The organism is Symmachiella dynata (assembly GCF_007747995.1).
Classification (GTDB): Bacteria; Planctomycetota; Planctomycetia; order Planctomycetales; family Planctomycetaceae; genus Symmachiella; species Symmachiella dynata.
In genome coordinates this window covers 2988289-3001516 of sequence record NZ_CP036276.1, presented here as the reverse complement: position 1 = coordinate 3001516, position 13228 = coordinate 2988289, and the positions used below count along the sequence as shown (strand labels likewise).

At 55.8% G+C, this 13228-nt stretch carries 11 protein-coding genes; 10 read left to right on the top strand and 1 reads right to left on the bottom strand.

Features of this window, described 5'->3' with window-relative positions:
• Positions 1 to 162: 162 nt before the first annotated feature.
• The gene (locus Mal52_RS11620) at positions 163 to 654 is read left to right on the top strand and encodes a GNAT family N-acetyltransferase (protein ID WP_145376240.1); all 492 of its coding nucleotides are present in this window, start codon (positions 163 to 165) and stop codon (positions 652 to 654) included.
• Between the two features lie 202 nt (positions 655 to 856).
• Here the strand turns inward: Mal52_RS11620 and Mal52_RS11615 are convergent, their stop codons facing one another.
• Positions 857 to 3112 (bottom strand): ATP-dependent helicase, encoded by a 2256-nt coding sequence (locus Mal52_RS11615; RefSeq protein WP_231962622.1) that lies wholly within the window; start codon positions 3110 to 3112, stop codon positions 857 to 859.
• 331 nt (positions 3113 to 3443) lie between these two features.
• Here Mal52_RS11615 and Mal52_RS11610 point away from each other — a divergent pair, with 331 nt between their 5' ends.
• The 9 genes from Mal52_RS11610 (at position 3444) to Mal52_RS11570 (ending at position 13222) form a co-directional block, all read left to right on the top strand.
• Positions 3444 to 4838, top strand: coding sequence for a sodium-dependent transporter (locus Mal52_RS11610; protein ID WP_145376238.1), 1395 nt, complete (start codon positions 3444 to 3446; stop codon positions 4836 to 4838).
• Between the two features lie 242 nt (positions 4839 to 5080).
• Positions 5081 to 6430 carry a Gfo/Idh/MocA family protein gene (locus Mal52_RS11605; protein ID WP_197534841.1) on the top strand — a complete coding sequence of 450 codons (1350 nt, stop codon included), beginning with the start codon at positions 5081 to 5083 and terminating at the stop codon, positions 6428 to 6430.
• 92 nt (positions 6431 to 6522) lie between these two features.
• Complete coding sequence (locus Mal52_RS11600; RefSeq protein ID WP_145376236.1) at positions 6523 to 7533, top strand: TIGR00341 family protein; 1011 nt, start codon at positions 6523 to 6525, stop codon at positions 7531 to 7533.
• 188 nt (positions 7534 to 7721) lie between these two features.
• The gene (locus Mal52_RS11595; protein ID WP_145376235.1) at positions 7722 to 8915 is read left to right on the top strand and encodes a prolyl oligopeptidase family serine peptidase; all 1194 of its coding nucleotides are present in this window, start codon (positions 7722 to 7724) and stop codon (positions 8913 to 8915) included.
• Between the two features lie 93 nt (positions 8916 to 9008).
• Positions 9009 to 9554: a DUF6817 domain-containing protein gene (locus Mal52_RS11590; protein WP_145376234.1), complete on the top strand. Its 546-nt coding sequence runs from the start codon at positions 9009 to 9011 to the stop codon at positions 9552 to 9554.
• Positions 9555 to 9604: 50 nt separating this feature from the next.
• Positions 9605 to 10228: a hypothetical protein gene (locus Mal52_RS11585; protein WP_145376233.1), complete on the top strand. Its 624-nt coding sequence runs from the start codon at positions 9605 to 9607 to the stop codon at positions 10226 to 10228.
• 151 nt (positions 10229 to 10379) lie between these two features.
• A complete protein-coding gene (locus Mal52_RS11580; RefSeq protein WP_145376232.1) occupies positions 10380 to 10580 on the top strand; it encodes a hypothetical protein in 201 nt (66 codons plus the stop codon).
• A gap of 115 nt (positions 10581 to 10695) precedes the next feature.
• On the top strand, positions 10696 to 12201 hold the full coding sequence (locus Mal52_RS11575) for a lipid II flippase MurJ (protein WP_231962696.1): 1506 nt from the start codon (positions 10696 to 10698) through the stop codon (positions 12199 to 12201).
• Positions 12188 to 13222 (top strand): class I SAM-dependent methyltransferase, encoded by a 1035-nt coding sequence (locus Mal52_RS11570; protein WP_197534839.1) that lies wholly within the window; start codon positions 12188 to 12190, stop codon positions 13220 to 13222. Before Mal52_RS11575 ends, Mal52_RS11570 begins: the two co-directional genes overlap by 14 nt.
• Positions 13223 to 13228 lie beyond the last annotated feature (6 nt).

Genomic DNA, 13228 nt, shown 5'->3' with positions numbered 1-13228 from the left:
CAGTCTGAGGAAGTGTTCGATTGATCGTAGTCTAGCGACCCGCCCGCTGGGAACTGTGAATCGCCATACAACCTGAAATTCGATTTAGAGAATGACGATTCACATAGCCACGTTATAATGGGCCCCTGCCCTCCAACAGCTCACCTGATACGGAGCGATTTCATGCCTGTGATTCGACCGGCCCAGCAGGGCGACCTGAACGCGATCAACGACATCTACAACGCCGCCATTCGCGATTCGACAGCCACGTTCGACACCGATGAAAAAACACTCGCCGAACGACAACAGTGGTTTGACGACCACGGCCCGCGCTATTCCATTCTCGTCGCCGAAGTCGACAACGATGTCGTGGGCTGGGCTTCCCTGTCCCACTGGAATCAAAAACCGGCGTACGACATCAGTGCGGAGACGACCTTCTATGTGGCTGTCGAACATCGCGGACAAGGCATCGGCCGCGCGCTGAAAGCAGCAATCATCGAAGAAGCCCGCCACCACGGTTTCCATTCGCTAATCGCCCTCGTCACAGCCGAAAGCGAAGCAAGTCTGCATTTGAACAAAATGTTCGGGTTTGTCGAAGTCGGCGTGCTCAAGGAAATCGGTCGTAAGTTTGATCGGTTGTTGGATGTGGTGATACTGCAGAAGGTGTTGGACTGATGTTCTAAAAAAGCGCCGCTGTACTTGGCACTACGAAAAAAACCTCACGCAAAGGCGCAAAGATCGCAAAGCAAAGTAACTCACCATGCCCGACTCCTTGCAGCCTCTGCGCCTTGGCGTGAGATTTCCTGCATGGAATGCACGTCTTTTGTTTGATCTGTGTTCAATCCGTGTTTCATCTGTGGCTAATAAACACCACTAACTAACGCTGCCCGACCGGTTGCAGCGGGCTTTTGGCGATGTCGAAGTTGCGGCACTCCCCTGCTGCGAATTCGACCGTGACTGTTTTGCGGCGACCGAAGCCGTCGACGTTGCGGACGGTGCCGACACCGTATTGCGGATGGCGGACGTCCATGCCAATGCTGAAACCGCGCGGAATATCCGTCGGGGTGTTGGTGCCATTGAGCAAGTCGGCGGCGGTCATCATTTGTGGTCGCGGCGCGTCTTCTTCGGGGCGCTGTTTGATGATCGGTTCGAAGTCGTCCAGCGAATCGTCGTGGGCATAGTCATCGTCCCACGCGATATATTCGCTGTCGGTTTCGACGACGGTGGCGGCGAGATCCATCTCGAACAAAAACGGGCTGGGGATCGTCGAGAGTCGCTGGCCGCGGATATCCCGCACTGCTGTTTGCGTGAGCATCAACTGCTCTTCCGCACGGGTCATGCCCACGAACAACAAACGTCGCTCCTCTTCCAGTTCATGCGGGTCGTCACTGTTGATTGCCCGTTCGTGCGGTAACAGGTTTTGTTCAACACCGACGATGAAGACCACCGGATATTCCAACCCCTTAGCGGCGTGCAACGTCATCAATGTTACGCTGCCCGCATGTTCATCCAGGCTATCCACATCGTTGATCAGCGAACTTTCTTCCAGGAATCCTTCCAACGTGGCATCGTCGCCGTGCGCTGCATCGTATTGCCGGGCTGCGGAGATCAATTCATCGACGTTGGCAGCCCGCTCCATGTTTTGTTCCGTGGGGTCATCCAGCCAAGAATGATCATAGCCGGTTTGTGTAACGACCTGCGTGATCAACTCGGCGACTCCCTGCGCCGTGCGTTGCGACAGTTGGGAGATCAATTCGTAAAACCCATGCAGTGCTTTGACGGCGCGCTTTGTTAGCTTGGGGACCTCCTCCGCACGCGCCGCTGCTTCCAACAAACCGCCCCCCTGCCCCGTTGTCCAAGCGGTTAAACGCGTCAGTGATGTTTTGCCGATGCCCCGCGCGGGGACGTTGACGACTCGTTCAAACGCGGTCCGGTCAGCCGGGTTGGCGATCAGCCGTAGGTAGGCGACGATGTCTTTGACTTCGGCCCGGTCGTAAAACCCAACACCGGCGGCGACTTGATACGGAATGTGAAAGCGGGCCAATGCTCGTTCGATGCTTCGCGAAAGTGCGTTGACCCGATAAAAGATTGCGAAGTCCGACCACGCTCTGCCTGCTTGATCCACGAGGTCTTGAATCCGCAGCGCGATCCCTTCTGCCTCGGCAGCGCCGTCGGTGAACGTCAATAACTCGACCGGCGGCCCTTCATCATTCTCCGTCAGCAATTCCTTGGCTTTGCGGTTAAAATTGTGACCGATCAACAGATCCGCTTGCCGCAAGATGGCCTTAGTGCTGCGGAAATTATGTTCCAGGCGGACGACTTTTGCATCGGGATAATCTTGTTCGAAACGCAAGATGTTGCCGATCTCGGCCCCCCGCCAGGCATAGATCGATTGATCGGGATCACCGGTGGCGCATAGATTGGGATAATCCTGTGACAACGCGCGGACGATGCGGTATTGCGGTAGGTTGGTGTCCTGATATTCATCGACGAGAACGTATTGAAACCGCTCGTCCAGTTGGCTCCGCAAGGCGGGGTTTTCTTCCAGCAAGCGCGCCACGTGCAGCAACAGGTCGTCGAAGTCGACCGCATTGCTGTCTTGCAACGCGCGTTGATAGGCGGGGTAGGCCTCCGTCACAACCCGCAACATTGTATCGCCTATTCCTCCCCCAGGGTTGAGGGCAAACTCCTCGGGGCCGACGAGACGATTTTTGCTGGAGCTAATCCGCGCCGCCACTTTGGCGGGTGGAAAATGTTTGACATCGTGCCCCAACTCGGTAAGCACCGATTTGAGCAACCGTCGTTGGTCCGAGGTGTCGAGAATCGTGTAGTTCGGCTGCAGTCCGACGCCGCGTGCGTGCTTGCGCAGCAATTGTGCGCAGAACCGGTGAAACGTGCTGACCCAGATTTTGGCATCCGGCAACAGCGCTTCAACACGCTCACCCATTTCACGAGCCGCTTTGTTGGTGAAGGTGATCGCCAGAATGTTGTAGGGATGCACGCCGCTTTGCACCAACTGGGCGATACGGTGCGTGATCACCCGCGTCTTGCCCGAACCGGGACCGGCAAGCACGAGCAGCGGTCCCTCCTTGTGGTCGACCGCCTGTTGTTGGCTGGCTGTGAGATTGTTCAAAAGTCGCTGCTTGTAAAATCGGAACTCGAGGCAAGGGCCGCGCTCCGTCCACGGCCCGTTCCAGCAATCATAAAGAATGCGCTCGCGTTTTGACCAGCCAATTGTCATTCCGACGACTGAGGAACACTCCCCTGCCCCGTTCACCGCTGTCCAGAATGATTCTGTCGGACAATCTGCCCGCCCCCAGAATTTTCTAATTTCCACGGCTTTGATAGAAATTATCCTGTAACAAACGCCACTCATTTGCGCTTCAGTTATTATGTGACCGTAACTATAACACCATAGCTGCGCGCTGTGGCCTACGATAATCATTCGGAGGGGGGGAGCGACAATGAGTGGCCAACCGAATCAAAACGGCGTAGAACTCGCCGATGCAAGCGTTAAAGGCAACCCGGACCGTGGCGGGTTTGCCACGAACTTTGGCTTTATCATGGCGGCGGTCGGGAGCGCCGTGGGGTTGGGGAATATTTGGAAATTCCCTTACATCACCGGCGAATACGGTGGCGGCGCGTTTGTGTTGGTCTATTTAATCTGCATTGCCGTCGTCGGATTGCCGTTGATGTATGCGGAGTTAATCATCGGTCGTCGCGGCGGCAGCGATATTCTAGGAGCGATGCGGAACCTCGCCGCTGAAGGAAGCGTGTTGGGACGGATACTCGCTTATCTGACCGGTGGTATGGCGGTGGCCTCGGGGTTTTTGATTCTCTCGTTTTACGCCGTCGTCGCTGGATGGGCGCTGCATTTTCTGGCGGTTTCATTGGGTCTCATGCCCGATGCTCAATTGGGTGCCGAGGGAACATTTGCTGAAGTGGCGGGCAGCGCAAAACTTTCTTCGCTTTGGCATACGATCTTTATGGCATTAACGATGATCGTGGTGATGGGCGGGATTCATGGTGGGATTGAGAAACTGTGTAAAATCCTGATGCCAGTCCTCTTTTTGATGCTCATCGCTCTGTTGATCTACGTCGGTTACACCGGTGGCTTGGAAGAGTCGTTGACGTTTTTGTTCAAACCCGACTTTCACAAGCTGAGCGCCGCGGCCGTGCTAGAGGCTTTGGGGCACGCGTTCTTTACCTTGTCATTGGGCATGGGGGCGATCGTGACGTACGGGTCGTATCTCAAGAGCGAGCGGCATGTCATTCGTGACGGCATAGCGATTGCGTTTCTCGATACGCTCATCGCCTTGATGGCCGGTACCGTGATTTTTGCCGTCGTATTTCATGCTGGCCTGGAAGCTGAGGGAGGACCGGGGTTGCTGTTCAAGACGCTGCCGGCCCTATTCATTAAAATGCCATACGGTGCGGCTGTCTCCAGCTTCTTTTTCTTGCTGGTGGTGTTCGCGGCTTGGTCTTCCGCCGTTTCCTTGTTGGAAGTTGTGGTTGCGTATTTCGTCGACGAATGGAAGATGAAACGATCCATTGCTACTTGTGTTTTCGGGGGGTTGGTCTGGGGGCTGGGGATTGCTTCGGCATGTGACGGAAGCGTCTTGGATTTTCTGGATAACTTAACCACACGCTACATGCTTCCGCTGGGCGGATTAGCCATCGCAATTTTCGCCGGCTGGTTTGTCAGCTATGAAGATCGTAACAGCGGCTTTGCTCCGTTTGGCGTCGTGGGAGAGATGTTGGCAGCGGCTTGGTTGTTCACGATTCGATTCGTGTCACCGGTGTTGATTGTGATCGTGATTCTCTCCAAGACGGGCGCGTTGGATTCGTTCATCAAGTAATCGGCGTGCATCTGCGATAGGCACGCTCGCCTCTGTCGATCTGCAATGGATTGCACACCCGTGCCCCATTCGGGCGCGCGGTGTGCACGTCTTTGCACATTGCCAACGGACAAATTAACGCCTCGCGCGATTCTAAAAGTGCTTTTCGTTCTCCGTTTGCCTGTTTGCCGACAAGGTTCCTATAATGGGCATCTGCCCAGACGGCTCCCAGTGCATCCATGGCTTACCAGGAGGAGACGAATATGTCGGCGACGAATCGGCGCGGTTTTTTGAAAAGTTCAGCAGCTGTGGCCACTAACGCTGCCGCAGCCGCGGCCTTGTTGGGAGAAGCGCAAGCGGCAAAGGCCCCCGCCAATGAGCGTCTGCGTGTGGGATGCATCGGTACCGGTGGGCGGGCGCAGTTTTTGATTACCGCATTTGCGGGCTTGGCCGAATGCGATGTTGCCACCGTCTGTGATCTTGATCCCGAGCGACTGTCGCGCGGCGTCGAGGTGGTTAAAATTGCTCAAGGCCGTGCGCCAAAAGCCGAAACTGATTTCCTGAAGTTGATCGATGATCCGACACTGGACGTGATCGTCGTAGGCACTCCCGATCATTGGCACGCAATTCCCACCATCATGGCCTGCCAAGCGGGCAAGGATGTTTACGTTGAGAAACCGGACGGCCATAACATGGTCGAAGGACAACGCATGGTGCAGGCGATGCGTAAACATGGCCGCATCGTACAAATGGGGACGCAAGCTCGGACGGGTGAGCATTTTCAAGCAGCGATCGATTACATTGCCACCGGCGCGCTGGGTAAGGTTCTGGTGGCTAAAGCCTGGGAAAGTACGCGGCAAGGTTCGTTGGGGCATCCACAAGACAGCAGCCCCCCGGCGGGTATCGATTACGACCGTTGGCTCGGCCCTGCCCCGAAACGACCATTCAACAAAATGCGGTTTCATGCCAATTGGCGGTGGTTCTTTGAACTGGGCGCCGGGGATCTCGGCAACGACGGCGTGCATCGCTTGGACTATGCGCGTTGGGCACTCAGCACCGCTGTCGAAGCCCAAGGGGGAAAACCGCTGCACATGCCCACGAAGATCTCCGCACTGGGAGGCAAGTGGTACTTCGATGACATCCAAGAGTGGCCCGACACCTTGCAAGTCAATTACGAGTACCCCGGTGAGGAGGACGGACCGGGAAAAATTCTCACCTACGAAATGCGGGTCTGGACGCCCTACAATCATGAGGGAGAAGGCGAGGGAGCGGTGATCTACGGCGATCAAGGCTACATCGTAATCGGCAACCGCCGCTGGCGAGCTTACGGACCGAAGCACAAATTGTTGGCCGAACAATCGGGCAACAACGATGGCCTTTCGCACATTCAGAATTTCGTGGATTGCGTGAAGAGCCGCAAAAAACCAAACGCCGACCTAGAAACAGTCGGCCACCCGTCCTCAGTCCTCTGCCACGCCGGTAACATCGCCTGGCGCGTCGGTCGGCAAGTGCATTTGGACCCGGAAACGGAAACGTTCATCGACGATGACGAAGCGAATGCACTGCGGACACGTCCGGAATATCGCAAACCGTGGGAATTGCCGGTGGTGTGATTGGGCGTGCTGCCCCTCTCGGCTTTAGGGGCGGATGATTTCACATCGGCGAACTTCAGGTTAGTCAGTAGCCTCTAAACAGAAAGCAATTCATGGCACTGCGGTTGATGCAGATTTTCTTACCCGATAACTCGGACCAAGAGTTCGACGAATTGCTAGAGGGGCGGGAGGTGATTGGGCGGTGGCGCGATGAGGATGCGCAACAGATCGTGTTGCATCTGCTGGTCCCGGCTGAGGAAACTGAGCCGATCATGGACCGGTTCGAGGAACGCTACGCCAACCTCGAAGGCTTTCACGTGATCCTCTCCCCCGTCGAAGCAGTCCTGCCACGCCCCAAACCGGTCAAAGAAGAGGAAACCGATGAGTCCCTCAACGGCGAATCCGATGCCGCCCTCGGTGAAAAACAGCGGATCAGTCGCGAGGAACTGTATACGAATGTGGTCGAGGATCTTGGCGTCACCTCTGTTTTTCTGGCGATGACGTTTCTCTCAGCCATCGTGGCTGCCGTGGGACTGATTCGCGACGATGTGGCGGTGATCATTGGGGCGATGGTGATTGCACCGCTGTTGACACCGAATGTTGCACTGTCACTGGCAACAACATTGGGAGATTGGCAGTTAATGCGGCGGGCATTCGTCGCGAATGTCAGTGGCGTCGTGGCGGCGTTTGCGGTAGCTGTGATCGTCGGGCTCATTTTCGGAGTCGATCCAGACAATAAAGCCATCGCAGCGCGGACGGATGTAAATCTGGGAGACATTCTCTTAGCATTGGCCGCCGGCGCTGCCGGGACTTTGGCTTTTACCCGCGGACTTTCGGGAGCAGTGATCGGCGTGATGGTTGCAGTAGCGCTGATGCCGCCGCTTGTTGCGTGCGGCATGCTGATTGGTTCCGGCCAGTATCATCTCGCAAGCGGAGCGATGTTATTAACCGTAGCAAACGTGATCTCGGTAAATTTGGCCGGCGTCGGTACGTTTTTGATCCAGGGGGTTCGACCACGAAGCTGGTGGGAAGCCAAGCGTGCCAAAACAGCGACGCGACGGTCGATTGCCGTCTGGATTGTACTGTTGTCTGCTCTGGTCTTGTTATTTTGGTTCAGACGTTAAGCCTGTCGAGAAATGTTGTAGTGTTGAGCGCCAGGAAAGCGTAGATTATAGATCAATCAGCGCGAGAGCCGGGCGACTGCTTGGCCGATCTATACTGCTTGCGATCGTCAACGAAGCAACGGACCATCGCTGCAACAGACGTTGATTATAATTCCCAGATAAGTCTTACTGGTTCATAGGCGCTCACCATGGCGATCGATATTACTTGCCCCGAATGTTTTCAAACGTATCGCGTCAAGGACGACCTTGAGGGGAGACGGGTGCGTTGCCAGGAATGCGGGGCGGGGATTGATGTGGAAGTTGAGGAAGAAGTCATAGAAGAACTGGCCCCCTTGCCAACGAAAAAGGTTCGTCCGCGGAAGAAGGCGACTCAGCCGAAATCCCCCCAGCGGGCAGCCGCACCGATGTCACAATCGACCAAGCTCCTGCTCGGTTCAGGAGCCATTGCGCTACTCGTGATGTGTGTAATTGGTGCATTGGCTTTCTTGGCTTGGAAGAGTGATGACTTTGGAGGAAACGAGGACCTCTACAATCTGGCTGCCGTAACGATCCCCGATTTTCCGGACCCGGAACTGGAAACGGTTGGGGAAGACGCATTCCAAATCGCCAAAGTCCAACTCAAAAACAATTGGGGCGGCCCGGGGACGGCGATGCAGTTGTGGCTGTATTTGCCGGTGGGAGAGCATGCGGACAAATCACTGCCCTGCGTGTTGGTAGCGCCTGCGGGCACAAATTTACTAAGGGGAAGCAATCTGGGTGAAGGCTCGGCGCCGGAGCACATCCCCTATGTGAACGCCGGCTTTGCAGTGGTCGCCTACTCCCTGGATGGAAATATCGACGATCCCGAAAATGCGGATGGCTCCGACATCGGTGACGCTTATGACGAGTTTGTATTGGCTCGGGCCGGACTTGTGAATGCGCGCAACGCCTTGGAGTTTGCACTCACCAAGGTCCCCGCGATCGATCCTCGGCGAATTTTCACCGCTGGGCACAGCTCGGCCGGAACGTTGGCGTTATTGTTTGCTGAGCATGAACCGCGCTTGTGCGGTTGTGCTGCCTATGCGCCTGGATCAGACTTTACGGAACTGCAGGTCGAACTCGACAAGAATCCGCTTTTGCGTCTGGTGTTCCCTCACGTCAAAAGATTCTTAACCCGCAGTTGCCCGCAGACGCATGTGGCAGATTTTCAATGCCCTTTGTTTTTATTCCATGCCGAAGGAGATCAAGTCGTCCGCATCTCGGAGTCGCGGCAGTTTGTCAGTCTCTTGGAAGCACAAGGAAAAAATGTCACGTTTGAAACGATTCCCGAAGGGGATCATTATTTCCCGATGCTGGAACAGGGTATCCCTCAAGCGATTGAGTGGATGGAGAATTTTGAGTAAAACGGCAATAATCCACGTCAACTGATTCCAGTCGCTCACGTATCCATCGGTATAAAACACGACTCAATATTTTTAAAAATGGATCCGCACACTATGACCTCCCCCACCTTCAAACAACTCACCGACTATTTCATCGCCGCTGGGGCGAATGATGTTGCGCATACGAAGAAATCATACATCGCCCATGCCATCGGCGTGCACAATGACCTTCGTGCGTGGGGCTGTAGTGATGAATTGTGCCGGGCGGCGATGTTCCATTCGATCTACGGAACCGAGCTTTTTCAAGACTTCACGCTCCCCTTGGAAAAACGGGACGAAGTGGCGGAGTTGATCGGCGAGCGGGCGGAGCGGTTGGCGTTTTGGAATTGTTTTATGGACCGCTCGACGTTGGACGCCTGCGCCAAACGCGGCACGCCGCCGTTCATCATTCGGAATCGCGTCACCGGGGAAGAGGCGGAATTGTCGACCGAGGATTTCGACGACCTGTGCCGAATCCATCTGTGCGATTGGCTGGAGCAGGTCGCCCGGGCCGATCATTGGGATTACCGCCGAGAAGCGTATCGAAATATGGCCGAGCGGTTGGGCGGAATTGCGTTAGAGTCCTATGACCGCGTCTTTGCTAGCGAACCTGCTGTGTGACATCCCTGTCAAGAATGCGGGTCGATTGTCCGCACAATTGGGAGTCCGCGATGCCTCGTCAAAATCCACAGAAACCAACACGCCGCTATTCACAACGCAAGTCGACACCCAAGGTCGTCGACGGACGTGCGCAGCGTAAGAACCGCAGTGCGCCGACGCGGACGGCTCCGCTCATCCGTCGCGAACAGCCGGGTAAAGGCTATCGGCATTTCGTACGCAAACGCGATGTGCTGATGTTCGTCGATTTGTTGCCCGATTGGGACGAGCTCTCCGTGGGGCTCAACGAGATCATTCTGGATAGCGGTAACCAGGATTGCAGTGGCTGGCAAAACTCCGGTCAGGTCGCGATTTGTGCGTGGGAACGCGAACTGATTTCGTACCACGATGTTGAATTCGTAGAGCAACATGCGGAGTTGTACCAACGATTGAGCATCCCGTTTGCGAAGGACGAAGACGATATTGGCCCGTTCTACCATGTGCAGTTTAATGAATCGACGGTGAGGGCGTATCAACTGCTTCACGTCTTCCTGCACGAACTCGGCCACCACCATGATCGAATCACCAACTGGAGTCAGGACGCCTCTCGCGGGGAGCCGTACGCGGAAGCCTATGCTTTCAAATACGAGGCGATCGTCTTCGATCGTTACGTGGAGGCTTTTGGGTTTTGCCCCTAATCACGCTGCTTTTTTCCGTGACAGGCGGGAAGCGGCCGCTTCAGGGGTTGGCGAAATCCAGCGGTTTGCTTAATCTAAACCTTTGTTCCCTTCGAAAGCAGCCCCGGAACAATCTGAACACAAAATGCAATTTTCGCCGCGGAGCCGTCCAATGAGTGTCGAACACGAATTCATCGTCTGTCTGGGCACGATTCGCAGAGGTTTTCAATTTTTTGGGCCGTTTGTCTCCGAGCAAGCCGCCAAGGATTGGGCCGATGTGGCGGTGGAAGCTTCGTATACGATTTCTCCGCTGCTCAAGGACGAACGCGTGGCGGAATGCAATTGTGCCATGTCGCAGGGTGACGGGATTTGATTTCGCCCTCCCCGGCGGGATCCCCCCCTGCCCTGCTGATTTTTGTGGACGATCTGGCAACCAAACCCCAATAAAGTGACCGCGGATGGCCGGACGGCAGAGTTCTTTGAAATCCGTGTTTCTGCTGAGCGCCGGTTCGTTTGGGCATTTGGTCTTGCAGTTTGTGCTGCTCAAAATCCTAGCGGATCTGTACGGCACGGGCGAACAAAAGGCAGCCTATTCGGCAGCACGTGCGATCCCGCTGGTGATTAGCACGATATTGATTGGCACCCTGAATTTTGCCTTCGTGCCGATTTTTGTCGAACGCCGCGAACGACTCGGACGCCGCGCCGCTTGGGAAACCGCCGGATCTGTCGTGGGATTGATGCTGCTGGTCACGATCAGTTTTGCCATCTTTGCTAGCTTAGCCGCCCATCCGCTCATTGCTCGGCTGAATCCGAATTTCTCCGGCGAGCAGTTGGAGCTAACCGTCGGTCTGTTTCGCATTGTGGTCTGGCTGACGGTCACCAACGGAATGATCGGCGTGCTGCAGGCGCTGCATCAATGCCACCACCGGTTTCTGTTGCCGGCGCTGAGCCCGATTCTGGGTAGCGGCATCGCGGTGCTGTCGACCTGGCTGCTACACGAAAAACTAGGGATCGCCGCCACTGCCTACGGCGTGCTGATCGGCGCCATCCTCGGAGCCGCCATCCAGTTGCCGTTATTCCTACGGCATGCCCGTATGCGGCTCGGAACCGACGCGGGATTATCACGAATCCTCCACATGATGGCGCCCCTGGTCGCAGGAGCGGCTTACTATAAACTCGATCCGTTGGTCGACCGGTATTTGTTGCAGCCGACCAGCATTCCGCTGTTGGACTACTCCTGGGCCATCACCAGCGCGATGCTAATTCTCACATCCAGCGGCCTGTCGGTGGTGGTTTTTCCCGTGATTGCCCAACATTCGTCGTCCGGAAATCGAGCAGGCCTCAAAGATGAGTTGGCCTATGCCATGCGGTTTTTGGCGTTTGTGCTCACACCGGTGGTAGTCGGTCTGTTGTTTTTCAGCACGCCGGTCATCAAGGATTTATTCCAAGGCGGTGAGTTTACCCCGGCCGATACCGAAATGGTTTCGCGGCTGGTCAAAATCTATACCTTGGTCATGATCGCGGGAAGCTTCGGCGAGATGCTTTCCCGCGTCTTCTATGTGCTCAATGATACGTGGACACCGGTGCGGATTTCGGTCGTCGGCTTCACGCTGGGCGCAATCACCAAATTCTTGGTCGCGCCGCAGTGGGGAGTCATTGGCATCGTTTCGGCAACGTCGGCTTATTATTTATTCAATGCATCCAGCATGTTGTGGCTATTACGCAAGCGGATTCAAGGAGTTGGGTTTGGCGGAGTATTACGCATGGTCCGCGATTCGATGTTCGGCGCTGTTGTCGCCATAGCCGTGGCATACTGTGTTATCCTGCTGGGATTTCGATTATCTTCCATCGTAGCCGCTCTCGCCGCAGCCGCTGCCTATGGCGGAGTGATGTACGGTATCCGCAACGAATTTGCAGTCATGTTTGTGACCTATCTGGTAGGCTTGAGAGATCGCATTCGGCAAAATGGGGACCACAGCAATGCCGACCAGTGAATCAACCCAGTCGAAAGGCGTGGAATTAGGCGTCGACTGGGAACAGACCTCCTGCCCGTTGTGCGGCGCGGACCAACCCCACTTGATGCTGACCGGACCGGATCGCTTGCTGGGCCTGCCGGGTACGTTTCGCTTGGTGCAGTGCGGCGATTGTGGACACGCTTACCTGAATCCGCGACCAACACAGGAAACAATCGGCGCGTACTACCCCCCCGAATATGCGCCCTACCACGCCCCGGATGATGCTGCTGCGAAACCGCAAACCACGGCGGCCAAACGTGTCGGGCCACTACGCCGTTGTCTGCGGTGGTTTTTGGATCCGCAGGGGGAATTCATTCCGCCGCTCACGCAAAGCCCGCGGCGGGCGCTGGAAATCGGTTGCGCGGACGGATGGTTTCTGGAGCGACTGAAAACCCAGGGGTGGGAAGTCAGCGGCGTTGAATTTTCACCCGATGCGGTCGCCACCGCGCAGCAACGCGGGTTGGACGTACAACTCGGCACGTTGGAGTCGGCCAATCTCCCCGAGAACCATTTCGACGCTGTTTTTCTGTGGATGGTTTTAGAGCATCTTCATGATCCTCAGGCGACGTTGCGAGAGATTCACCGCATCCTCAAGCCGGACGGTTGGTTGATGTTCAGTGTGCCCAATTTCGGTGCCTGGGACCGACGATTTTTTGGTCGGTTTTGGTATGCACTCGACTTGCCGCGTCATCTGCAACATTTCACTCCCCGTACCGTAAAGCGATTGCTGAGCGAAACGGGTTTTGAAACCGATCGAATCATTTACCAGCGAACGGCCAACAATCTCGTGGGTAGTCTCGGCTATTGGTGGCGCGACCGTTTTCCCAACTCGCGTTTGGCGGCGACTTTGATTCGACATTGCGATGCACCGCGAACCGGACTGGTACTGCTCTTAGCAATACCCGCCAAGGTTTGGGCGTGGTTACGGCAAGGGGGCGGATTGACCGTCGTGGCGCGGCCGAAGACAGATTCTCTCACCTCCAGCGATTCGGCGGAATAGGAACAC